The sequence below is a fragment of the Clostridium sp. KNHs214 genome (assembly GCF_000744935.1).
Classification (GTDB): domain Bacteria; phylum Bacillota; class Clostridia; order Clostridiales; family Clostridiaceae; genus Haloimpatiens.
On record NZ_JQMW01000004.1, the window covers coordinates 156,354 to 182,191 of the forward strand.

A 25,838-nucleotide genomic window follows, 5' to 3' on the forward strand; every position below is an offset into this window, starting at 1 on the left:
CATGTATCAAACAGTAGTGAAATACACTTTTGATATGTAAAACTTTACGCAGAAACTAAACAAATACGCAATATTCCTTAGTTGTGCGTAAATGTACTACCCCCAAAACAAAAGTCCCCCCAAACCTAAGTCTGAGGGAACATAAAACACACTTCATTATTTACTTAAAAACCTTCAAATCCTTTGATATCAACCTATTTCTTCTCTATCAATACTACCGTCTCCACGTGTGGCGTGTGCGCAAACATATCCTTCACCCTCACCCTCTCAACCACATACCCATTCTCCTCTAAAACCTTCAAGTCATTAACCAATGTCTTAGGGTTGCAGGATACGTAGACGATCTCTGGGGCATTGAATTTGATTACGTATTCCATGGCTTTTGGGTGTACCCCCGGTCTTGGTGGGTCTAGGATTATTATGTCTGGCTTATGCTTTATGTCTTGGATGACCTTAGCCACGTCGCCTGCAATAAACTGGCAGTTGTCTAGACCGTTTAGTTTGGCGTTTTCTTTGGCAGCTTCTACGGCTTCTTCTATGAGTTCTACTCCTATTACCTTATTGGCGCTAGGGGCTACTATTTGGCCTATGGTGCCGGTGCCACAATATAAATCAAAAACAGTTTTGTTTTCAGCATTTCCTAGGAAATCTTTTACAATTGAATATAGTTTTTCTGCGCCCTTAGAATTAGTTTGGAAGAAGGAAAATGGGCTTATTTTAAATTTAAGTCCTAGAAGCTCTTCTATTATGTAGTCCTGACCATATAGTATTTCCATGGAGTCTGCTTGAACCACATCAGAAAGAGAGTCATTTATAGTGTGAACTATTCCCTTAAGGTTACCTTCATATGGCAGTGCCTTTAGTATTTCAGTTATTTCTTCTAAGTTAAAATCTATTTGAGAGGTGGTTACTAAATTTATAAGTATTTCCCCTGTATTTTTTGCTTTTCTTATAACTAGATTTCTTAAATAACCTTGGTGACTCATTATTCTGTAGTGAGGAAGAGCCTTTTCTCTGAAGTAATTTACTACAGTGTCTAGAGCTATTCTAAAGTCTCCATCTACTATTTGGCAGCTATTTGTATTGATTATGCCAAAGGCTGAGGCTTTTTTGTGCATGCCTAGGTTTAACTCTCCACCTTTTTCTAGGTCTCCAAAGGTAAACTCCATTTTGTTTCTGTATTCCCAAGCTTCTGGGCTTCCCTCTATGCCTAGAAATTCAAAATTTTCTATGCCTGCATCTTTAAAAAGCTTTAAAACTTGCTCCTTTTTAAATTCTAGCTGCTTTTCGTAGGATATGAATTGGTGAGAGCAGCCGCCACAGTAATTAAAGTGTGGGCATTTTACATCTATTTTGTAATCCACGTCCTCTATTATTTCTTTTAATCTTCCTTCTATTTTGCCGCCTTTTTTCTTAGTTATTTGGGCAAGTATTTTTTGTCCTGGAAGAGTGCCTTTTACATATACCTTTTCTCCTTCGTATTCCCCAACACCCATGCCTGGAAATTCTGTATTCACTATATCTAATATGTATTCTTTTCCTTTTCGCATAAACAAAACTCCTCTATATATGTTTTATTTTAATGTATTACTATAATTATCCTACAAAATTTATGAAATTACTTGAATTATGAAATTTATCTGTAATGACTTGCATAAGAAGTGAAGGAACTGTTTAAATTTATTGTTCTGAGCTCTTATGCAAGTCATGGAGGAGAAATTTTATAATTCCACCACATTGTACCCTTTTGTAGTTTAATCACTTTATAAAATATATCTTAACATTGTAATTTATTTCTGTACTTTTTGTAAATTTCCAATTAATTTTGCCCTATATTTATTGAAAAAATGTCTCAGTGTGTTATACTTTTATAGGCATAATAATCTAAATTATCGACTATAATGTTATCAAATAAATTTTCTTTTGTCTAATAAAAAATGCTTTTTGAAAGGATTGAAAACAATGAAAAAAATATTAGGTTATTTAGACCTAGTGCTATTTTTAATTTTGGTCACTATTAAAGTAGCATTTTATGGTGACATGGTGAATCCATATTTTAAGATTAAATATATTATAGGTCCTACCTTGGCATCTATAGTGGTAATTGCATCTATATCTCTTTTGTTTAAACCTAAGGGAAGAAGCAGATACCTATATATATGTAATATAATAATTACTTGCGTACTTATAGCTGATATAAATTATTTTAGGTATTATAAGGACATTATTTCTATACCAGTTATTAAAAATGGTATTTTACTTGGAGCTGTAAATGAAGCTGTAAAAAATATATTACAGCCTCGAGATTTATTATTGCTTATAGATATAATTCTAATTCCTATATTTAAGAAAATATTAAAACTTAAATTTAACGGCATATATTCTAATTATATGGAAATTAAAAATGTTTCTATACCATTTAAGTTAAGAGCTTTGAGTTTTGTATTAATTTTTGCTGTATCCTTTTCTTATGATGGGTACTTCATAAATAAACTAAGAACTGAACAACCAAGACTTATTGAAGGTATGTATAATAAAATTTATATAATAAACTCCCTTGGAAATATAAATTGTCACGCTTTGGATGTATATAACTTTGCTAAAAAAAGTTTTTTTGATAAAAAATCTTTAGATGATGAAAAAGCAAATGAAATAAAAACTTATTTGAATGCAAATTCAAAGAGTTCTGGAAGTAAATTTAAAAATGTAGGTAAAGATAAAAACCTAATAATGATACAAGTTGAAGCTCTTCAAGAGTTTGTAATAAATAAAAAAGTTGAAGGGGAGGAAATTACCCCTAACCTAAATAAATGGTTAAAGAAAAGCTTGTACTTTGATAACTATTATTATCAGGTAGCTGGCGGAAATACTTCTGATGCAGAGTTTATGTCTAATAACTCACTTTACCCTGCTTCTTCAGGGGCTGCATACTACATATATAGCGGAGATGAGTTTAACTCTCTTCCAAAACTTTTAGATAAAAAGGGCTATTATTCTGCTGCTTTCCACGGATATAAAGAAGGTTTTTGGAATAGAAATGCTATGTATGTAAAAGAAGGCTTTGATAAATTCTATGGAGAAAAGAGCTTTAATGTAGATGAAAAAATAGGACTTGGACTAAGTGATGAATCCTTCTTTAAGCAATCTTTAGAAGAGATTAAATCCTTTAAGGAGCCATATTATTCATTCCTAGTAACCTTAACTAGCCATTTTCCTTTTGAAGCTACGGATAAATATGGTGATTTCAATGTAGGAGATCTAGAAGGAACCTTTACTGGAAATTACCTAAAATCTATACATTATGCTGATAAACAATTAGGAATGTTTTTGGATCAATTGGAAAGTGAAGGCATAATGGACGACTCTATAGTAGTTTTATATGGTGACCACTTTGCAATACCAAAAGATCATGCCAAAGAACTTTATTCCTTTGTAGGTGAAACTGGCAATGATGAATTTGCTTGGACTAAATATCAAAAGGTTCCACTAATAATGCACTTCCCTAAGGATGCACATAAGGGTGTTAACAGTGTAGTTTCTGGACAAATGGATATATTCCCTACTTTATGTAATATGTTTGATCTTAAGAATCCTTATAAATTTGGACGAGACCTATTTAATGTTAAAGATAGGCTAGTAGTATTTAGGACCGGTTCCTTTATAGACAATAATGTATTCTATTCTTCTTCATCTAAAAAATATTATGATTTAAAAACTGGCCAGGAAGTAAAAGAAACTGAAACTTTAAAAAAGAAAAAAGAAGAAGCTTTAAAACACTTAGATTATAGTGATACTCTATTAGATCACAATTTAATTAAAAAATTTACGGAAAATAAAGAACTGAACAAATAAAAAAACCACTACAATGATATGTTTCATTTGTAGTGGTTTTTTCTTATGAAATATTTAAATTTTCCATAAGTATTAAATGCACTATGTTTTAAATGGGTTTATGATGTATAATGAAAACGGAAGACTTATACAAGGGGGAGTATTTTATGTTTAACATTGTATTTTTGTGTGTAGCTGGCTTCTTAGCTGCCTTTGTGGATTCCATTGCTGGAGGAGGGGGACTTATTAGCGTACCTGCATTTATGCTAGCCGGCCTTTCACCTACTTATGTACTTGGAACAAATAAATTTTCTGCCACCACTGCATCTCTTACTAGTTCCATTAAATTTATTACTTCTAAAAAAGTAAACTTTAAAATATTGAAGTTTCTCATTCCCTTCACTTTAGTAGGTGCTTATTTAGGTGTGAATACAGTACTTGCTATTGATGAAGCAATATTAAATGTTTTAGTTTTAGTACTCATATTATTTATAGGCATATACAGCTTGTTTTCTAAGTCATTAGGCCTTACTAACAACTTTAAGGGGTTAAATAAGAAGAATATTTTTCTTGGAATACTGCTAGCTTTTTCTCTAGGCTTTTATGATGGATTCTTTGGCCCTGGTACTGGTTCCTTTTTGATATTTGGATTTATAAATATATTTGGATATGATTTTGTAAATGCCAGTGGAAATGCCAGAATACTAAACTTTGTAAGCAATGTATCCTCATTAGTTCTATTTGCAATACATAGAAGAATTTTTTATGCCTATGCAATACCTGTGGCAATATTTATGATATTAGGAGCTGAATTTGGGACTAAAGTAGCATTAAAAAAAGGTTCTAAACTTATAAAACCTATTTTTATCACCATGTCCTTAGCTGTTGCAGGAAAAATGGTTTTTAAATTATTTAGTTAGGCACATGAATAAATACATAAATAAAATCTGTCTTTACAGCCTAAAGATATCAATAACTTTATCAGAGGCTTAAAAACAGATTTTTATTTTTAACAATATCATAAAAATATCAATTTATTCTAATCTTACAATAATACTTTAGACAAATGCTAATTTCTTCTTAAGAAATATAAGGTAGAAATTATTGTGATTCGTAAGCCTTAGAAACACTTTCAAATCCAGCATTAGTTAATTCTTCTATAACAATATTTCTTATGTCATTATAGCCTACTTTGTTCTTAAAATCCTTCCATATCTTATTTTTAATATCTTCCGACACATTGAGTATATCTGAAGATGTCATAGGATTTCCCGCATCATCAGAGGATCTCTCTATGGAAACCATTATCTTGCTTATATCAAATTCTTGTGTTCTTCCATCTCTCTTGATTACTTTCATTATTTTCTCCCTTCCTTAGTAACATATTTGTAAGTAAAATTTACTTACCCCTTTAGTTGCACGGAAATTTACTGACTACAGATAGATTTCTTATAATTATAATATTTTTCTAAGTTCTTCTGCTTTATAATCCTTGGTGTACTTATTATTCATTTCATCTATTAATATTAGTGTAATATTTTCCCCTTTAACCTTCAAAACTTTACCCTTTTGTTTTGAACCCATTACATTTACAGATCTACCTACCTTTAATTCCTTTACATAAAAACTACCACAGAACGCACATTTATCTGCATTATTGAATACCCTTTTACAATCACTACAATAATACAATTTACTCAATTTATTTCCCCCCTTCTAATTCTCAATACTTATTTACATTTATATTTCTATAGTATATTGATATTTCCTTCTTATTTACAAAAAATTTAGAATATTTAAACTATAGGAATCCAGGCTAATATTTTTAGCCTGGTAAATATGGAGTAAATATAAGTAATGTCAGTACAGAATCCAATACCACTGCAGGTAGTGAATGCAACGAAGGTAGGGCATCAATATCTTCTTTATAAACTTTCAAAGCGTAGAAATAACACATAAAACTTATGATTAAATTAAATAGTATACCTACCCAAGGAAAACTTATTCCACTTGGCAAATAATATTTAAATCTACCGTAAGATACTCTATATATTACAAAAGTTTTTATTGCTGCTGTTAAAGTCAAACCTACGGCAAATATAACTCCATAAAGTTTAGGATTTATTCTATATTGAACCAATGTAAAAATACCCATAAACACCAATGCCGGTATTATCCACCTAGTGCCCAAAAGAAGTATATATATAACAATATATGCTACTCCCTGGAAAGTATCCTGTATGGCTATTGATTTTTCTGTTTTAGTTAAATTATTGTTTAAAGCCTTAAATTCATTATTTTGGGAAGTCATGTATACATCATACAATCCATTTCCTTTTGAGGAAAATTCCGAATAAATTATAATATCATCTATTGCACAATTATATGTGTCTGTATCATATGATTTTGTTATCATTGTAGTAGGACTAATTTCATCACCTTTTACTGTAAATTCTCCCATATCCTCATATTCCTTTTTAGTTCCAAAATCTCTTAGCCCTTCAATAAAAAATCTCGCTTTGCCATCATAATACCCTTCAGGCTTAAATCTATTTATACTTTTGAACTCTGGAAATTCAACAATTTTTCCATGGAGATCTTCTTCAATTTTAGGTTTTTCTAAATCAAAAGTATATTTTTTGTATACTTCGCCTTTTTTATTATAGGAAATAGTCATAAAATGCATGTACCGACCATCATGAGCCATTGATACCTTTGGATTTGAGTAAAACATAAATGTTGGCATTTGAAATAATTTTTTGGACTCAGATAACTTTCCATCTTTATAATAAAAGTAGCTTTGTTCTTTTACAGCTTCTTTATTATTCATATATGTTATTATATATTTATCTTTATATTTTGCTGCTCCTATATTTATAGGACTTTCTGCTTTAATTTTATCTATCCTTCCAGTAGAAAGATTTAAAATTTCTAAATAATCTTCCCCTGCCCTTACAAAAATACTTTCATCGGCTTGGCTTGCTTCTGTTACTCCAGACATTTTTTTACTTTGTATAACTTTAAAGTTTTCATCCAATTCATAGGTAAAATTTAGCCCATACATAGCTAAAGCCTCTATGTAATAATGTCCATTCTTTAATCTACCTAAATTTATATTTCTAATTTTTTCTGCATCTAATTTGAAATTTGATTTTTTCAACACTTTTCCTAAATAATCTATTTTTAAAACTTTAATTTCTTTTTCATTATCTATAGCAACTATATAATCTTTTCCACTCTTTAGTATTTTAGGGTCAGTTATAGATGAAACATTAGTTAGGTACTTACCCTTTGCCCACTGTGGTGAAGGCGGCTGATTGTTTATTTTTATATTTAATTTATATTGTAATGCAATTATAAGTACAGCTACACATATGATTATGCTTATAAACCATTTTTTTTTTAACCTTATCCCCATTTGTATTACCCCCTATTTATATCCTTTTATTTAATACCTTAACATCCCCCTGAACAGTTAAAGCATGAATGGTGCAAAAACCATTAATGTAAATATTGAATCCAGCATTAAATATGGTATAAATTTAGCTACTGGCATAGCATCTAAATCTTCCTTATAGCTTAAATATCCAAATAAGTAGAATACAGCACTTATCAGGAAGCATATGAAAAATCCTACTATGGTAGAAGAAAGCTGTTTAGGTAAATAATACGCGTATAACTTATAATTAGTTGTATATATAGTTTGATATTTAACTAAAAATGTCATAATTGCTGTTGCTATATAAAGTATTTTTTTAGTCTTTTTGCTTAATTTATATTCTATGAAGCTTATAAAACCTATTAGCATCAATGCCGGTAAAATCCACTTTATACCCAAAACAATTATATATACCAAGCTATAAACAAAGCCCTGTAATGTATCTTGAAAAGATATGCTTTTCTCTTCCTTTTTTAATCCATTATTTTCTTTTTTGAATTCTTCCTTTGAAGATGTCATATACACATTATAACTTTCCGTTTCAGGAATATAATCGCAATATGCTGCTATGTCTCCTTTGATGGCACCATAAGAAGATACATTCTTAGATTTACATATGAAATCTCCCATGGTTATTTGGTTGTCTTTAATATAAAACTCTGCTATATCTTCATACTGTTTCTTTATACCAAAATATCTTGACACTCCTGCTAAAAATTTAGCGCTGCCATCTTCTGTAGAAATATATGTCATATCCCTTACTTCATCTACTCCAGGTAACTGCATTTTTTTTCTAGAATATTTCTCCATATTATCTAATTTAAAATTATACTTTTCAGCTTCAAAACCATTCTTAGTTTTTCTATGTAATAACAAATATGCGTATTTATTGTCTGTTCCAAGAGTTGAATTCATTATCGTTTGACCTGTAGGTAAATTTAACGCTGCTGCTATTTTTGGTTCTGTTAATTTACTGTTTTTGTAGCTGCAATATTTAATCACACCATCTCCAGTTACACTCATAATTAAATAATTATCTTTAGCTATTTTTGCTCCTCGTATAAAATCTGCTTTACCAATAGATGCCTTTTGGATATTTCCAGTGATTAAATCTTCTAACTCTATATATTCATTATAAGCTCTTATTAATACACTATCATCTATTTGAACCGTTTCATTTACGCCAATGACTTTTCCACTTTTTACTTTGTTTAATTCTTTATCCAAAATAACATAATGTTCTTCATTATTTTCTAACTTTCTAGAATCCCAGCTTAGAAAGTATTTATCTCCCCTAGCTTTCATAAGAGTAACATTATTTATAATTTCATCTTTAACAGGTACATATTTTTCTTTTTTTTTGTTACCCATTGCATCTATTTCTATTACTTTAATTTTCTTTTTGTCACTTACGGCTAAAACATATTTATCCCCTTCTTTTTGTATTTTAAGATAAGAATTAACCTTTGATTCCCCTAAGCTCTTGCTCTTTGCCCACTTTTGGGAAGGAGGTTCCTTATTTATGTCATAATTTAATTTATATTGTGTTCCCAGAATAGCCACTGCTAACAATAACGTAACTACTAAAAAAATTTTCCTTACTTGTTTTGTCATTTTAAAGCCCCCTATACTACGTTAAATTACATTATATTACATGTTAAGACCGAATTGCTTAAAAAGTCATTCTATATAAATTCAATATAAAAAGGATAATTCCTCTATTATTGATAAAAATAAAAAAGACGGTAAAGTTAATTACCATCTTTTCATAAGGTACTTGTTATTTATTTGAATGTGCCTAAAACTAAACCATTTATTAAATAGCTTCCTGCTGAATTTTTCCTTCTTTAATTTCTTTCTTTGACTCTACATTTACATTATCATGAGTTCTCTTTTGGTATCCCATCATCTTAAATATCTGTGATACTATAAGGCCTCCTATTATTCCTCCAACTATTGCAAGTGCAGCTGACATAAGAACTGTTAATGGCTTATTAAATCCAAAAGATGCTAAAAATCCTGGTATTGGAGATGCAGTTCCTGGTGCATTGTTTACTATTTTAAAATATGCAGCTGATAAACCTGCTAGTGCTCCTCCTAAGAAACTCCCACCATATATAGGAAGCGGATTTGCTGTTACAATATCTGCTTGAGTAAGAGGTTCTAACATAACTGCTATTACTTTACTATTTTCACCTAATTTTAATCTCTTAAATGTCACCCCATTAGCAAAAGCTCCACCTACGCAGGCAATACCTGCTATACCCATTGCAAGTCCTTTAAGACCTAACATGGCGGTTATTGCCATAGAACTTAATGGTGATGTACATATGATCTTCATTATTCCACCTAAAAGGAATCCCATAACTATTGGAGATTGATTAGCTGCCACAGAAATTACATCTCCAACTGTAAGTAAAGTTGAATTTACTATTGGATTAACTCCTACAGCTATAAATCTAGCTAGCGGTGCTAAAAGTAGTGCTCCAAATATTATATTCAAGCCTTCTGGTAATTTTTCTTCTACCTTTGGTGCTATTAAACTTACTAGGTATCCAGCTATAAATCCTGGTAATATTCCAAGACCTCCTACTGCTACACCCATAACTACTGCATATACTGGATTTACTCCCATATTTAATGCCACAAGTATAGCTGCTGCAGGACCACTTAAGCTTCCTGCTGTTGCTCCAACTTCACCTATGAATTTTAATCCAAGGAAATTTCCACCAATATACTTATGAATAGCTTCTACAAGAAAACTTGCCACTGCTGCATTAGCCAGTCCTGACATGGCTTTATCTCCTTTTGGAGCCTTAAGGCTAAAAATTGAAAATAATACCAATGCCAAAATCAATAAACCTAAACCTTTAACAATAACAAACAAATTTATCCCTCCATTTTTCAATTTTATAAATCTATCAATAAAACACTATTTTAAACTCCCACAGTTTAAAATATCTTTACTGATAAACTATTGAAAGCTTCCATTAGCCTTTTCCCACATTAGCCAATAGAAAATTTTAAATTTATATAATAAAATTCATCAACAGTCCCACCAAATTGATAAATTTTAATATCATATTGAACCCACTAATAAAACAATTACCTTAATGTGACTTTTGAAGTTAATACCTACATTTGTGTAAGATAAAACTTTAACATTCAATTCGTTTACATTAAAAATGGAGAATATCACTATTTTCTTCTTGTATATAATAATAAATCCTAAGTTTCGAAAAACTTAGGAAAGTATCAAAATATATTTTTTATTTTTATAATTTTTTAACTATTTTATTATTTCTCGCAATAAAACGCCATTCCCTGTATAAACTTCTTTAAACTTACTTTTCCTCTTTCACTACTTTTACCTCTTATAAAGTCCATTTCCTTTTTTATCTGTTCGAAATTATATATACCATTAGAATAGTCTACAAATACATCATTCATATAGTCTTCTATACCTATATTGGCCAAATTCACCATTCCCACTGTAGCAGTTCTTCTAATCCTTTGCTCCATAGATTTTGGATTGTCTGTAAACTTGCTACACAAATCTTTAATACTGTACTCATTCATAGTTTTTTTAGATTTAATTAAAAATGAAACTATTTTTACTATATCTTCACTACCTACTTCACCCATTATTCCTATTTTACTCATTACATTTCTTATCTTTTCTTCATAATTTTCCATAGATTCATTTTCCGCTTCTAGGACATTTTCTACTTTTGGAGAATCAACAGAAATATTTTCTGCAAATATGTATTTTATCTTTTCTAATGTTTTATTTAATTTAATCTTTTCTTGTACTTTCTTAATCACATTTTCCACTTCCACTGCATTTATAGGCTTGTTTATGTAATATTCTACTCCATATTCATAGGCCTTACCAATCATATCCTTAGACATGACTTGAGATATCATTATAAAATGAACTTTATTGTTATACTTTGTAACTTCTCTTACTAAAGACAAGCCATCCTTTTCAGGCATCAAAAGATCCACTAAAACTATGTCTGGATTATACTTATTTATCTTTTCTACTCCCTCATTTCCATCTATAGCGTAATCCACTACCTCACCTAGACCTCTGTCATATATTATTTTTTCCAATATTTTAATTATGCTTATATCATCTTCAACTATAATTATTCCCATTTTTCTTCTTCCTCCAATACTTTTTTTGGTATAGATATATGAAAAGCAGTTCCTTCATTTTCCTTAGAAGTAATAGTAACTTCACCCTTTAATTCACCTTCTATGATGTGCTTTACAATACTAAGACCAAGTCCTCTATTTATTACTCCGGTGCCATAATTTATTTTAGTAGAATATCCTGGTGAAAATATATAATTAATGTCCTTTTTCTTTATGCCGGCTCCATTGTCCTCTATAACAAATATATAATTATTTTCTTCTTTGCTCTGTCCAAAAAGTATATATCCTTTTTCTTTTCCCTCTAAAGCCTCTATTGCATTCATAAGTATATTTCTAAATATAGACATTAGAAAATAATGCTTTTCTGTATAAAAATTATTTCTGATTTTAAATTTCACATCTATATCCTTATCTTTATATTTTATTTCATTTTTCATGCTTATTTCTAGTATATTTATAAGGTCTTTAAAGTACATGCCCTTTCCTTCATCTGGAGAGCTAGTTACCTCCTCAACCCCTCTTACTACTATGCCATACTCTTTTTTTATTTCATGAACATTTTTGGCTATATCCACTGCCCTTGAAGCCCAAAATTCCTTTTCCTGATCTAAGGTTATCTTTTCAAATAAATCATAGGCTTGAGCCATTACCTTTTCAAGGTTATCCATGGTTTTCTTCATCCAATAAGTCTCAGTTTTTAGTCTAGCCGTCATTAGCAGCAGTTTTCTATATCTATTTTCATGCTCTTCTTTTAATAATAACATTTTATAATATTTAATAAAATTTAAGCAGAGCCACAAAATCACCGTTCTAACTACAGCTACTATAAGCAAAGTCCATTTAACATCATAGTTATAAAATGGTCTAATATTATTTATATCCCTTATAAGTAGTTCTATAAAATTTGCAAAAAAATCACTGAACACTATATAAAAGAACATTTTATTTATATTTCTTCTAGATACCTTTTTCAATATAAAATAAAAGAATACTGCATAAGAAAAATAAAAGAATATTTCTGGAAAGTAAAACTGCATCCCATCTACAACTCTACCCCCACGAGTAGTATGCATAACTACTCTTAAAATATATACTCCTATAGAAGTGTATGCTCCCGTTATTATAGAATTCAACTCTTCAAAGGAATACATAAATACCCCAAATAATATTATGGCAAAAGAGATTCTAAAATTTGCTATAATTAAATCTAAATAAATTTGTGAAGAAAGAGAAACTATTAAAACTACAAATATCATTTTTTTAAACATATCTTTATTTTTTGCCTTTTTTATCTGCTCCAAAAAAACCTCTCCTCTCTACAGTAATTTAATTTTAAATTTATGTTTAATTACTTCTAGAGTTATTAAACTGCTTTTTCATTTATATTAAAACACATTATCTAATAAAAAGTAAACAATACCACTCTTGTTTTCATAACTAATTTTATACATAACAAAAGTGCTTTACACTATCAACACTTAAATTTTACAAAGTCCTGATAATGCAAAGCACACCTTTTTATTCCATAACTACAAAAGTTCAATTATTTCTTCACTCTTACTTCTTACCGCTTACTTCCTACTTCTTACCTCTTACTTCTTCATTAACTCCCCAATGTCTCTTCTATAATAAATTCCCTGAAATTTAACCTTTTCTACGTCTCTATAAGCCTTTTCTCTAGCTTTATCTAGGCTATCTCCCTTAGCAATCACACAAAGCACTCTTCCTCCAGTAGTCACTAGTTTATTTTTCTCCAGCTTTGCCCCTGCTACAATTACTTTACTTTCCAAATTGTCTTCTAATTCTATAGTAAGTCCTTTTTTATATGAGGAAGGATAACCTTCTGAAGCGGCTACTACACAACAACTGTGTTTATTTTCCCATTTTATGTTCATATTTAACAAATTCTTATTTAAAGCCCCCATTAATACATCCATCAAATCCGATTCCATTAGGTAAAGTACTGCCTGGGTTTCTGGATCTCCCATTCTAACGTTGTATTCTAAAAGGTAAACCCCTTTTTCTGTTATCATTATTCCAAAGAATATAATACCAATATAGTCCATATGCTCCTGTTTTATTCCCTGAAGCGTCGGCTCTAATATATTCTTTGTAAACTCTTTTATTACTTCATCACTGCAATATGGGTTAGGTGCTATAACTCCCATACCTCCGGTGTTTGGTCCCTTATTTCCATCATAAATCTGCTTATGATCCTTAGAAGATATAAATGGTATTATAGTTTCTCCATCTGTTATAGAAAGTATAGAAGCTTCAACCCCTTGTAAAAATTCCTCTACTATTATCTTTTTTCCAGAGCCATTAAATACATCCTTAACCATAAAATCTTCTAAAGCCTTCTGAGCCTCTTTTTCTTCTTCACAAATAACTACGCCTTTTCCAGCTGCAAGCCCATCTGCCTTTATAACTACTGGATAGGCACAATTTTTTATATATTCACTTGCCTTTTCAAAGTCAGTAAATGCCTGGTATTCAGCAGTCTTAACTCCATATTTTTTCATAAATTCCTTGGCAAAGGCCTTACTTCCTTCTAAAAGCGCCCCATTTTTATCTGGTCCAAATATTTTTAGGCCTTCTTTTTTAAATGTATCAACTATCCCTTCAACCAATGGCGCCTCTGGTCCAACTACTGTAACGTCTATTTTATTTTCCTTTGCAAAGGAAAGGTATTCATCTACACTGTTTAAATTTACATTTATACATTTTTCTTCTAAAGCTGTTCCACCATTACCTGGAGCACAATAAATCTTATCTACCTTATTACTTTTTGAAAGTTTCCACGCTATAGCATGTTCTCTTCCACCACTACCAATAACTAATAGTTTCATTTATATCCCCCCGATTTTATTTAGTGGGCTAGGGTGTCAGAGGGCTAGGGGGCTAGGTAAAGTTGTTTTTGCTCGCTTCACTCTCAAAAACTTTCAATTTAAAGATTTTCCGTAGTACCGCGAAGGAAAATCCTCCTTCCCTAGCCCTCTATTATCTGGCCCTCTAGCCCACTAGCACCCTATTCTCCGGCCCTCTGACCCTATTCTCTGGCCCTCTGGCCCACTAGCACCCTATTCTCCGGCCCTCTAGCACTCTAGCCAACTAATATCTAGTATACAAATATTATCGTTTAGTGTTTAAAGTGTCTCATTCCTGTAAATACCATAGATATTCCATTTTTATTACATTCATCTATGGAAGCTTGGTCTTTTATAGAGCCGCCTGGTTGAATTATAGCTTTTATATTGTGTTTGGCTGCTTCTTCCACTACATCACCAAATGGGAAGAATGCATCTGATGCTAAAACTACTCCCTCTTCTCCTCTTTCTAAAGCTTGGGTAGCTGCCCATATTCTGTTTACTTGACCACCAGCTATTCCTACAGCTTTTCCATCTTTAACCACCACTATTGCATTAGATTTAACATATTTAACAACTTTCATTCCGAATATTAAATCTTTCATCTGCTCTTCTGTAGGAGCATTTTCTGTAACTACTTTAGTTTCGTTCAATAATTTATCATCAGAACTTTGAACTAAAATTCCACCATCAACTTTAACTAATTCAACTTTATCTCTAGGTATTTGTTCACCTTTTATAATTCTTAAATTCTTCTTACTTTTAAGGATTTCTAAAGCTTCTTCAGTGAAGTCTGGTGCAATTATAACTTCTGAGAATATTTTAATTATCTCTTCAGCAGTTTCCTTATCTAAAGTTCTATTCACTGCTATTATACCGCCAAATATTGAAACTGGATCACAAGAATAAGCTTTCTTATATGCATCACAAACAGTTTCACCTATAGCAAATCCGCATGGAGAATTGTGTTTAAGTCCACAACAAGCAATTTCATCAAATTCCCATACTGTTTTCCAAGCTATATCCATATCTTTTATATTGTTGTAAGACAATTCTTTTCCGTTTAACTGTTGGAAGTTTTTCATAGCTCCTTTTTCGTAAGTAGATACATAGTAAGCTGAGGTTTGATGTGGATTTTCTCCATATCTTAAATCCATCATTTTTTTGTAAGATAGAGATAAATACTCTGGATATTCTTCCTCTAATAAGAAATTGCTTATAGCTGCATCATAAGCGGAAGTTAAATTAAATACTTTTCCAGCTAATTCTTTTCTAGTTTTGAAAGAAACATCTCCATTTTCTTCTATTTCATTTATTATTTTTCCGTAGTCCTCTACCTTAGTTAAAACTATAACGTCTTTAAAATTTTTAGCTGCTGATCTTAACATAGTAGGTCCACCAATGTCTATGAATTCCACTTTTTCTTCGAAAGCTAAATCTTCTTGAACTTTATTGAAGAAAGGATATAGGTTCACTACTATCATATCTATTGGAGTTATGCCTTTTTCCTTTATAGTTTCCATATGGCTTTCTTTATCTCTTATAGCAAGTATTCCTCCATGAATATATGGGTTTAAAGTTTTAACTCTTCCATCTAATATCTCATCAAAGCCCGTAACTTGATTTACTTCTATTACATCTATTCCATTTTCTTTAAGGTATTTATATGTTCCACCGGTAGATACTATTTCCACCCCTCTATTAACCAAGAATTTAGCCAAATCTAATGCTCCATTTTTATCAAATACACTTATTAAGGCTCTTTTTAACATAACTTATTCCTCCTTTAATTTAGCCCCTATTCACTAATCATCAATTTCAAATGATTAACTGATTTCTATTTATTAATAATTACTTTTTTACCATTAATGGATAGCTTACCTTCTGAAATCAATTTGATTGCCTCTGGTAATGCTTTATGTTCCTGAACTAGCACTCTTTTTTGAAGTTCCTCCGGTGTATCTTCTCCGTACACTGGTACTGTCTTTTGAAGTATTATTGGACCTGTATCTGTGCCTTCATCTACAAAATGAACAGTGCAGCCTGAAACCTTAACCCCATACTCTAAAGCCCTTTCATGCACTTTAATTCCGTACATATCATTTCCGCAAAAGGCTGGTATTAGCGATGGATGTATATTTATTATTTTGTTTTTAAACTTTTTAATTATATCTCCTTTTAATATAGAAAGATATCCTGCCAAAACTATTAAATCCACTTTTCCTTCCACTATTTTTAATATTTCATCGGATAAATTCTCCTTATGTTTTTTTCTGTCCACATAATAAGTTTTAATTCCGCTTTTTTTGCCTCTTTCTAAACCATAAGCACTCTCTCTATCACTTATGATCATTTCTATAGCACAGTTTTCTATATATCCATTTTCTATATTGTCTATTATTTCTTGAAGGTTTGTACCTCCTCCGGATATAAGTACTGCTATTTTAAACATACCTCTTTGCCTCCACGCTCTACATGACCTATTTTATAAGCCTTGAATCCAAAATCATTTATTTTGTTTATGATTTTATGTTCATCTTCCTTACCTATACATAAAACAAAACCTATTCCCATGTTAAATGTGTTGAACATTTCCCTTTCATCTACTCCAAGACTCATTAAATGCTTGAATATATCAGGTACATTAAAACTGTTTTTATCTACTACTGCTGTAAAATCATCTTTAAACATTCTAGGAATATTTTCATAGAAACCACCACCAGTTATGTGGCTCATTCCCTTTATATTAAATTCCTTTAAAAGTCCCAAAACAGTTTTTACGTATATATTAGTAGGTGTTAATAAAGACTCTCCTATTTTCTTACCTTGAAAATCTTCATTTAAATCCTTTATAGCTTTTCTAACTAGAGAATATCCATTGCTGTGAACCCCTGAAGATTCTATACCAATCAGTATATCCCCTTCATTTATGCTGCTGCCATCTATTATTTTATCCCTGTCTACTATTCCTACAGCAAAACCTGCTATATCATACTTTCCATCATCATAAAATCCAGGCATTTCAGCAGTTTCTCCACCAATTAAAGCACACTCTGATTGCATACAGCCTTCTGCAACGCCTTTAACAAGACCTGCTGCCACATCTGCTTCCAATCTTCCGCAAGCTATATAGTCTAGAAAAAATAATGGCTTTGCTCCATGGCACAATATATCATTTACACTCATAGCTACACAGTCAATGCCAACTGTGTCATACTTATTCATTTTAAAAGCTATATCAAGTTTTGTACCTACACCGTCAGTACCAGAAACTAAAACTGGATTTTTATATTCTCCATTTAATTGAAACATTCCTGCAAAGCTGCCTATACCATTTAAAACATTTGAACTTTGAGTTCTTTTAGTGTATTCCTTAATTAAGCTTACAGTTTTATATCCCTCTTTTATGTTTACTCCTGATGATTTATAATCTATCATTATTATTCCCTCCTACATTTCCTTATATATTAGACCCTTTCTTCTAACCCTTAAGCTCCAGTATTCACTTAGGCTCTAGTATTCAATCCCCAGTATTCGCTCTCCACTCTTCAATTTCAAATCTTCAATCCCTGAATGCAACTATTAACTAGTACTTAGTGCTTTTTCACTGGGAATTGCTAACTAGAACCTACAGATTATGGATTTACCTAAAGTCTTCACTTGGTGTTGACAGTGGATATTCTCCTGAAAAACATCCAAGGCAGTACCCTTTATCTTTTCCAAGGGATTTTAAAAGTCCATTTATACTTAAATATTCTAGGCTGTCTGCACCTATTCTTACTCTTATATCATCTAAGCTGCTGCATGAACCTATTAAATCCTCTCTGTAAGGAGTATCAATTCCAAAATAGCATGGGAACTTTACTGGAGGAGATGAAACTCTAAAGTGAACTTCCTTTGCTCCTGCTTTCCTAAGTATACTCACTAGTCTTTTACTAGTAGTTCCTCTAACTATTGAATCATCTATTATAATAACTCTCTTTCCTTCTACATTCACCTTAAGTACATTTAATTTAACGGAAACATCTCTTTCTCTCATTTCCTGAGTAGGTGATATAAATGTTCTTCCTATATATTTATTTTTAATAATTCCCATTGCATAAGGTATTCCTGAAGCCTTTGAATATCCTATAGCTGCTGGAATTCCTGAATCTGGCACACCAATTACTACATCTGCCTCCACTGGACTTTCTTTATAAAGTATCTCTCCAGCCTTTATTCTTGATTCATACACATTAACTCCGTCAATTACACTGTCAGGTCTTGCAAAATAAATATATTCAAAAGAGCAAGTAGCACATCCTGTTTTTTCTGCAAACTTTACAGACCTTACTCCTTCTTCATCTATTATAACTATTTCTCCCGGCTCTATATCTCTTATAAATTCAGCTCCAATGGAATCTAAAGCACAGCTTTCAGAGCTTAATACATATTTTTCATCAATTTTACCAAGACAAAGTGGTCTTATTCCATTTGGATCCCTAGCTCCAATAAGCTTATTTTCTGCCATTAAAAGCATAGCATAAGAACCTTTTACAAATTTCAATGCATCAACAATAGATCTTTCTACACCTTTTTTATAGCTTCTAGCAATAAGATTTATTATAACCTCTGTATCTATAGAAGTTTGAAATGTGCATCCCGTTTCCTCTAAAAGCTCTCTTATAACATCTGCATTTACAAGATTTCCGTTATGAGCTATGGAAATAGATCCTAGTTTGAATTTACTAACTAGTGGCTGAGCATTTATACTGCCACCGCCCCCTGCTGTAGAATATCTTACATGACCTATAGATATATTTCCCTTTAAATTTTGTAAACTTTCCTTATTAAAAACATCGCTTACAAGTCCCGTATCTTTATAACATTTAATTTCTTCTCCGTTTTTTACTGATATACCACAGCTCTCTTGTCCTCTATGTTGCAGAGCGTATAGTCCATAATAAGTTAAATGGCTTATTCCCTCATCTATTTCATTTGAATATATACCAAACACACCGCACTCTTCTTTTAATTTATCTCCCTCTAGGTTAAAACCTTCCATGCACAAGTTGTTCCCCTCCTTAATGGGTACCAGCTACCTGGTGATAATCCCCAAGTAACAGCTACCTACTTTATTCTGCTCATTATTTCTTCATAAGCACCTTTTACATTGCCAAGATCTCTTCTAAATCTGTCTTTGTCTAATTTTTCATTTGTTTTAGCATCCCAGAATCTGCAAGTATCTGGAGAAATCTCATCTGCTAATAATACTTCATCATGGAATCTACCGAACTCTAATTTAAAGTCTATTAGCTTTATTCCTCTTTCTATAAAGAATTCTTTTAACAAGTTATTTATTTTTTCTGTAGCTTTATATATTTTATCTAATTCTTCAAAAGTAGTTAAGCCTAATGCTACTGCATGATAATCATTTATAAGTGGATCTCCTAAATCATCATTTTTATAGCATATTTCATAAATTGTAGTTTTTAATTCAGTTCCTTCTTCAACACCTAGTCTCTTTGCCATACTTCCTGCTGCTACATTTCTAACTATTACCTCTAAAGGGACTATACTTACTTTCTTACATAGCTGATCTCTTTCATTTAGTTTTTCAACTAAGTGAGTTTCAACTCCATTTTTCTCTAACATATTAAAAAGTGCAATACTAATGCTGTTATTTAAAATTCCCTTATCTTCTATAGTTCCTTTTTTCTCTCCATTAAAAGCTGTGGCATCATCCTTATAGTGTACTATTACGTAATCATCATTTTCTGTACTATATACTTTTTTAGCCTTTCCTTCATACATAAGTTCCTTTTTTTCAAATTTTAAATTTTCCATTAGAATTCTACCCCCTGCTCATTTTCTTTTATAAATTTTTCCTTCATGTCTTTTCTATATTTTAAAAGTTTTTCTTTAAGTTCTGGATATTTTAAAGATAATATTTCTACAGCAAGCATTCCTGCATTAAAGCTGTTGTTCACTCCTACGGTTGCTACTGGAATTGACTTTGGCATTTGTACTATAGATAAAAGTGCATCCATGCCACCTATTGCGGCATTTATAGGCACCCCTATTACTGGTAGAATTGTTTGAGAGGCAATAACCCCTGGAAGGTGTGCTGCAAGACCTGCTCCTGCTATTATACACTCCACTCCTTGTTTTTCTAATTCCTTTAAGGTTTCTGAAAGCTTTTCTGGTACTCTATGAGCTGATAATATATATCCTTTATGTTCTATTCCAAATTCCTTTAGAAGTTCAGAAGCTTTTTTCATAACTTCCATATCTGACTTACTTCCAAATATTATAGCTACTTTCACATTTATTCTCCTCTCTTTTTTTAATTGTCTAATTAATATAAATCCTAGACCATCCTTTAAAAATTAATTACTAGTGAATTTTAAAATTCTAGCTAAAAGTTTCTGCCAAGAATTATTTCTAAAAATTAATCTATGCTTCTTTTAATCTTTGGTTCTTTCAATCTTTGCTTTTAAATACAAAAATCCGTTATACAGCCATAAGTAAGCTCTATAACGGATGAAATATACTCTATTTAAAGATAGTTATCCCTATAAAACTTACCCATAGTCAGAAAATTTACGGTTTTCCGGTAGAAACACTTGATCCATATCATCAAGCATATATGAGTTAGTTAGTGTTAGTTTTAGTTTTTATCATATTTAAATAATAACACTATGTTTTGTAAAAATCAATACATTTTAGTGAAATTATTTTTAAACATTCGTATTAACACTATATATTACAAAGATTTTTTTAGCGCATTATTCGTGTTTACCTCAATTCTAAATTTTACATTTTTATTTCATAACTGGGCGAGTTGAATTATTAACTTATCATACGTTTACTTTTGTTGTATAATTAAGTATATTTATACTAAGTTCTAAGTTCTGAATTTTTGATATGGCTTAAAATAAGACGCTAGAGGCGCAAAGAGCTAGTGTGTCATCAGACTGCTGGCTACATTAGATATTAAACTAACTATTTTTGCAAAAGGAGTGTTACAAATGTGGTCTATAATTATAATTGCTTTTATTTTAATATTGGTGTTTGTAGTTTCTAGAAAAAATTATATAAATAGAACAAACTATCTTTCTGATAATTTTAACGTCTTTAATGAATTACTAAAAGAAAGATATGAAAAGCTAAGCGACCAACAGAAAAAGCTCTTCATATCTTCCCTAGAAAAAGATCTTTATTTATTTTTTGATAATGAAATCCTAAAAACTCCCTCTAAAATGCCAAGAAACACTTGGACAATACAACAAAGAATGATGAAACAACAAGAAATAGCTTCAAGACTAAAAAAATTTATTTAAAGTACTCTACTCCAGCTTTAAATATTTTTTGATCCTTTTCTCCAAAAATATTCTTAATAACGCCATTGCCTCTTCTTTCGCTATGGGCCATTTTACCAAGAATTCTTCCATCAGGGCTTGTAATACCTTCTATAGCATAAGCTGAACCATTAGGATTAAATTCTATGTCATAAGTAGGCTTTCCATTAAAGTCTACGTATTGAGTAGCTACTTGACCATTTTCAAAAAGCTTTTTAGCCAAATCTTCTTTAATTACAATTCTTCCTTCTCCATGAGAAACAGGTATACTGTGAATGTCTCCCACATTTACATTGCTAAACCATGGAGATAGATTGGATACTACCTTAGTGCTTACTATTCTGGACATATGTCTTCCTATTTTATTGTAAGTAAGTGTCGGACACTCTTCATCTATATCCTTTATTTCTCCAAAAGGCACTAATCCTAGCTTAATAAGCACTTGGAAGCCATTGCATATTCCAATCATAAGTCCATCTCTATTTTTTATAAGATTCATTACAGATTCCTTAACTAAAGGATTTCTAAATATATTGGCTATGAATTTTCCTGAACCATCTGGCTCATCCCCCGCACTAAATCCTCCTGGAAGCATTATTATTTGGCTATTATCTATGGCTTTTGATAGCTCCTGCACAGATTCTTTAATATATGCAGGAGTTAAGTTTCTAAATACAAAGGTTTCTACATTAGCGCCAACCTTTTCAAATGCCCTTTGGCTGTCATATTCACAGTTAGTTCCTGGGAAAGTAGGTACAAGCACTGTAGGTTTTATATTTTTACCTAAATATATTGTTTTACCTAATGTATTTTTTCTTTCGTCTTTGTACAATGTTTTTATTATTTCTCCACTTATATCCTCAGTTTTATCTGTTTTAGTTGGAAATACTTTTTCTAAAGTTTTTCCCCAAGCCTTTAGTATTTCTGTTAAATCTATATGCGTTTCTTTTATTTCTATTTTTTCTTCTTCTATTGTGCTACCTAAAACTCTGTATCTTTCTGAATTTACTCCTTCTAAAAGACTTTCATCTTTTAATTCTAATATTATAGAGCCATATTTAAATTTAAATAATTCTTCTTTTTCTATTTTATCGTTAAATTTAAATCCTATTTTATTTCCAAAACACATCTTAGATATAACTTCACTTATGCCGCCAAATTTTACAGAAGATGATGCCGATACGCTCCCCTTACTTATAAGTCTTGTAACTATATTATAATTTTCCTTTAATATTTCTAAGTTTGGCATGCCCTTATCATCTATAGGTAAATCTAAAATAATAACCTTACTTCCTGCCTTTTTAAATTCTGGAGAAACTATATTATTAATTTTAGAAGTTCCCACAGCAAAAGCCACAAGTGTAGGTGGTACATTTAAATCCTTAAAGCTTCCTGACATACTGTCCTTACCACCTATAGCTGGTATATTTAGTTTCTTTTGAATATATAAAGCTCCTAGTAAAGCTGAAAATGGCTTGCCCCATTTTTCCTTATCTTCTCCTAGTTTTTCAAAATATTCTTGAAGAGTTAATCTTATTTTATTGTATTCTCCTCCGGTTACAACTACTTTAGTTATAGCTTCTAAATGTGCATAAACAGCTCCATGGAAAGGACTCCATTTAGCAATGTATGGATTATATCCAAAACTCATTATGCTGGCAGTTTCTGTTTCACCCTTAAGCACAGGTATTTTTGCTACCATAGCTTCTACTGGTGTGGATTGATATTTACCACCTAAAGGCATAAGCACTGTACTTGCCCCTATAGTTGAGTCAAACTTCTCTGTAAGTCCCCTTTGACTGCACACATTTAAGTTTTCAAGGTTTTTAATCCATGCATCCTTTAAAGATAAATCTTTATAAGAATCCCAGTTGAAATTATCTAAGAATCCACCTTCTTCTGGCTCATTCACCACTATATCTGTATATCTAGAAGCCCCGTTAGAATTTAAGAAATCCCTATCTATATCTACTATGTTTTCACCTTTCCAATTCATAGTCAACCTATTGTTAGAAGTTACCTTAGCCACCACAACAGCTTCTATATTTTCCTTATTTGCATATTGTATAAATTTATCCTGGTATTCTTTTGAAACTACAACTGCCATTCTTTCTTGAGATTCTGATATGGAAAGCTCTGTTCCATCTAATCCTTCATATTTTTTAGGCACCTTGTCTAAATCTATATATAAGCCATCTGCCAGTTCTCCTATAGCCACTGAGACACCGCCAGCACCAAAGTCATTACATCTTTTAATAAGAGATGCCACTTCTTCTTTTCTAAATAATCTTTGAATTTTTCTTTCTTCTACAGGGTTTCCCTTTTGAACTTCTGCTCCACAAGTATATATGGAATTTTCATCATGTTCTTTAGAGGATCCTGTGGCTCCTCCACATCCATCTCTTCCTGTTCTTCCGCCTAAAAGTATTATTACGTCTCCCTCTTCAGGCTCTAACCTTTTTACATTTTTCTTAGGTGCTGCTGCTATTACTGCCCCTACTTCCATTCTCTTAGCTCTAAAATCCTCATGGTATACTTCTGTTACTTGCCCTGTGGAAAGTCCTATTTGATTTCCATAAGAACTGTAGCCATTAGCTGCTTCTGTGGTTATCTTTCTTTGAGGAAGTTTTGATGAAAGTGTACTGCTTATAGGTACTGTTGGGTCACCTGAACCTGTAACTCTCATAGCTTGGTATACATAAGCTCTTCCTGATAGTGGATCCCTAATAGCTCCCCCAAGACAAGTAGCTGCTCCTCCAAAAGGTTCAATTTCTGTAGGATGATTGTGAGTTTCATTTTTAAACATTAAAAGCCACTTTTCATCTTTTCCATCTACATCCACATCTATTTCTACGCTACAAGCATTTATCTCTTCTGAAACTTCAAGATCATCAAGCATTCCCTTTTTTCTAAGTTCCTTAGCTATTATGCAAGCCATATCCATTAAGCACATTTCTTTATTTTTTTCTTTATATAAAAGCTCTCTTGATTTTTTATATTCTTCAAAAGCTTCTTCCAATACATCTTTGTATTTTCCATCTTTAATTTCTACATTTTTTATAATAGTGTTGAAAGTAGTATGTCTGCAATGATCTGACCAATAAGTATCTAAAACTTTTATTTCTGTAAGTGTTGGGTTTCTCTTTTCACTTGAAAAATATTTTTGACAACAAAGCATATCCTCTAAATTCATAGCTAAACCTAATTTTTCTATTAAGCCCTCTAATTCCTTTTCATCCATATCTATAAATCTTTCTAATGTTGCTATATTCTTAGGCTCAGTTATTTGCATTTCTAAAGATGAAGTTTTTTCTAATTTAGCTTCACAGGAATCTACAGGATTTATACAGTAACTTTTTATTCTCTTAAAGTTTTCTTCACTTATATTTCCTTCTATAACTATAATTTTAGCTGTTTTTACTATAGGTCTTTCTCCCTCAGCAATAAGCTGAACACATTGAGCTGCTGAATCTGCCCTTTGATCATATTGTCCATCTAAATACTGTATTCCAAAAATCTTACTTTTATTTTCAATGTTTATTTCTTCCTCATACACATTGTCAACTGGTGGCTCAGAAAATACAGTACTTATAGATTTTTTAAGCTGCTCCCTATCTATTCCACATATATCATATCTATTTAAAATTCTTATACCTGTTACTCCTTTTAAATTTAAGTCATTATTGATATTTTTTAATAACTTCTTGGCCTCATCATCAAAACCTTTTTTCTTTTCAACATAAATTCTAAAAACTTCATTAATCATGCCTTCATCCCCTTTTCAAATTATGAAACTAACACAACTAACTGAAAAACTAACTAACTTTTATGATAATTTTTATGACATAAACTAACTAACGAATATTTTTATACTTTAAAACAAAATTATACGTTATATTTATAATTATAATACACTTTTAACAATTTTGAAAGTTTTTTATTCGGAAAAAATCGTGTCGCAAATGACATAGGAAAAATGTGCTTTTAATTCCATGATAAATGTGAAATTTTGGGCTGTTCACAATACGCCACTGGGAGAGAATAGCCTACTAAAGGATTACTTTCCTCCGCTTCGCTATGGAAAATCTTTAATTTATAAAATAAATAAAAAAGCGCTCATAATTTTTTTAGGCGTAGCCATTCATTTAATCTAGAATTCTAGTTACTAATCAAAGTGACTAATTAGATCTCACAATTAGT

Annotated in this window: 19 protein-coding genes and 1 riboswitch; of the genes, 3 read left to right on the top strand and 16 right to left on the bottom strand. The window is 31.2% G+C overall.

All coding sequences use genetic code 11. From position 1 onward, the window contains the following. Positions 1-194: 194 nt before the first annotated feature. Positions 195-1,550 carry a 23S rRNA (uracil(1939)-C(5))-methyltransferase RlmD gene (gene rlmD, locus CC89_RS00985; protein ID WP_035288067.1) on the bottom strand — a complete coding sequence of 452 codons (1,356 nt, stop codon included), beginning with the start codon at positions 1,548-1,550 and terminating at the stop codon, positions 195-197. A gap of 412 nt (positions 1,551-1,962) precedes the next feature. Here rlmD and CC89_RS00990 point away from each other — a divergent pair, with 412 nt between their 5' ends. Together CC89_RS00990 and CC89_RS00995 are read left to right on the top strand one after the other, a co-directional pair. Continuing rightward, positions 1,963-3,852 (top strand): LTA synthase family protein, encoded by a 1,890-nt coding sequence (locus CC89_RS00990; RefSeq protein WP_051931361.1) that lies wholly within the window; start codon positions 1,963-1,965, stop codon positions 3,850-3,852. A 146-nt stretch (positions 3,853-3,998) separates the two neighbouring features. Beyond that, positions 3,999-4,751 carry a TSUP family transporter gene (locus tag CC89_RS00995; RefSeq protein WP_035288072.1) on the top strand — a complete coding sequence of 251 codons (753 nt, stop codon included), beginning with the start codon at positions 3,999-4,001 and terminating at the stop codon, positions 4,749-4,751. Positions 4,752-4,932: 181 nt separating this feature from the next. On the opposite strand, the gene CC89_RS01000 is transcribed toward CC89_RS00995, so the two are convergent. The 14 genes from CC89_RS01000 to purE form a co-directional block, all read right to left on the bottom strand. Continuing rightward, positions 4,933-5,190: an ATP cone domain-containing protein gene (locus CC89_RS01000; RefSeq protein WP_035288076.1), complete on the bottom strand. Its 258-nt coding sequence runs from the start codon at positions 5,188-5,190 to the stop codon at positions 4,933-4,935. Positions 5,191-5,286: 96 nt separating this feature from the next. Beyond that, positions 5,287-5,532 carry a hypothetical protein gene (locus CC89_RS01005; RefSeq protein ID WP_035288079.1) on the bottom strand — a complete coding sequence of 82 codons (246 nt, stop codon included), beginning with the start codon at positions 5,530-5,532 and terminating at the stop codon, positions 5,287-5,289. A gap of 124 nt (positions 5,533-5,656) precedes the next feature. Continuing rightward, the gene (locus CC89_RS01010; protein WP_035288081.1) at positions 5,657-7,249 is read right to left on the bottom strand and encodes a hypothetical protein; all 1,593 of its coding nucleotides are present in this window, start codon (positions 7,247-7,249) and stop codon (positions 5,657-5,659) included. Between the two features lie 57 nt (positions 7,250-7,306). Further along, positions 7,307-8,884, bottom strand: coding sequence for an ABC transporter permease (locus CC89_RS01015; RefSeq protein ID WP_035288083.1), 1,578 nt, complete (start codon positions 8,882-8,884; stop codon positions 7,307-7,309). Positions 8,885-9,086: 202 nt separating this feature from the next. After that, a complete protein-coding gene (locus CC89_RS01020) occupies positions 9,087-10,157 on the bottom strand; it encodes a PTS sugar transporter subunit IIC (protein ID WP_051931362.1) in 1,071 nt (356 codons plus the stop codon). 410 nt (positions 10,158-10,567) lie between these two features. Then, entirely contained in the window at positions 10,568-11,431 is an 864-nt protein-coding gene (locus tag CC89_RS01025; protein ID WP_035288085.1) for a response regulator, read from the bottom strand. Continuing rightward, positions 11,422-12,732, bottom strand: coding sequence for an ATP-binding protein (locus CC89_RS01030; RefSeq protein ID WP_051931363.1), 1,311 nt, complete (start codon positions 12,730-12,732; stop codon positions 11,422-11,424). The genes CC89_RS01025 and CC89_RS01030 overlap by 10 nt, the downstream gene beginning before the upstream one ends. A 291-nt stretch (positions 12,733-13,023) precedes the next feature. After that, positions 13,024-14,280, bottom strand: a complete 1,257-nt coding sequence (gene purD, locus CC89_RS01035; protein WP_035288088.1) for a phosphoribosylamine--glycine ligase — start codon at positions 14,278-14,280, stop codon at positions 13,024-13,026. A 290-nt stretch (positions 14,281-14,570) separates the two neighbouring features. Then, positions 14,571-16,070: a bifunctional phosphoribosylaminoimidazolecarboxamide formyltransferase/IMP cyclohydrolase gene (gene purH, locus CC89_RS01040; RefSeq protein WP_035288091.1), complete on the bottom strand. Its 1,500-nt coding sequence runs from the start codon at positions 16,068-16,070 to the stop codon at positions 14,571-14,573. A 65-nt stretch (positions 16,071-16,135) separates the two neighbouring features. After that, positions 16,136-16,750, bottom strand: coding sequence for a phosphoribosylglycinamide formyltransferase (gene purN / locus CC89_RS01045; RefSeq protein ID WP_035288095.1), 615 nt, complete (start codon positions 16,748-16,750; stop codon positions 16,136-16,138). Next, positions 16,738-17,736, bottom strand: a complete 999-nt coding sequence (purM, locus tag CC89_RS01050; RefSeq protein ID WP_035288097.1) for a phosphoribosylformylglycinamidine cyclo-ligase — start codon at positions 17,734-17,736, stop codon at positions 16,738-16,740. The genes purN and purM overlap by 13 nt, the downstream gene beginning before the upstream one ends. Before the next feature lie 205 nt (positions 17,737-17,941). Beyond that, positions 17,942-19,342 carry an amidophosphoribosyltransferase gene (gene purF, locus CC89_RS01055; protein WP_035288503.1) on the bottom strand — a complete coding sequence of 467 codons (1,401 nt, stop codon included), beginning with the start codon at positions 19,340-19,342 and terminating at the stop codon, positions 17,942-17,944. Between the two features lie 65 nt (positions 19,343-19,407). Beyond that, positions 19,408-20,124, bottom strand: a complete 717-nt coding sequence (purC, locus tag CC89_RS01060; protein WP_035288099.1) for a phosphoribosylaminoimidazolesuccinocarboxamide synthase — start codon at positions 20,122-20,124, stop codon at positions 19,408-19,410. Beyond that, positions 20,124-20,603 (bottom strand): 5-(carboxyamino)imidazole ribonucleotide mutase, encoded by a 480-nt coding sequence (gene purE, locus CC89_RS01065; RefSeq protein WP_035288101.1) that lies wholly within the window; start codon positions 20,601-20,603, stop codon positions 20,124-20,126. The genes purC and purE overlap by 1 nt, the downstream gene beginning before the upstream one ends. A gap of 245 nt (positions 20,604-20,848) precedes the next feature. Beyond that, a riboswitch (purine riboswitch) is annotated at positions 20,849-20,950 on the bottom strand. A 358-nt stretch (positions 20,951-21,308) separates the two neighbouring features. Between purE and CC89_RS01070 the strand changes: the two genes are divergently transcribed. Beyond that, positions 21,309-21,620: a hypothetical protein gene (locus tag CC89_RS01070; RefSeq protein WP_035288104.1), complete on the top strand. Its 312-nt coding sequence runs from the start codon at positions 21,309-21,311 to the stop codon at positions 21,618-21,620. Here CC89_RS01070 and CC89_RS01075 read toward each other — a convergent pair. Continuing rightward, positions 21,613-25,404, bottom strand: a complete 3,792-nt coding sequence (locus tag CC89_RS01075; protein ID WP_035288106.1) for a phosphoribosylformylglycinamidine synthase — start codon at positions 25,402-25,404, stop codon at positions 21,613-21,615. The two genes, CC89_RS01070 and CC89_RS01075, sit on opposite strands and share 8 nt — an antisense overlap. Positions 25,405-25,838: the final 434 nt, after the last annotated feature.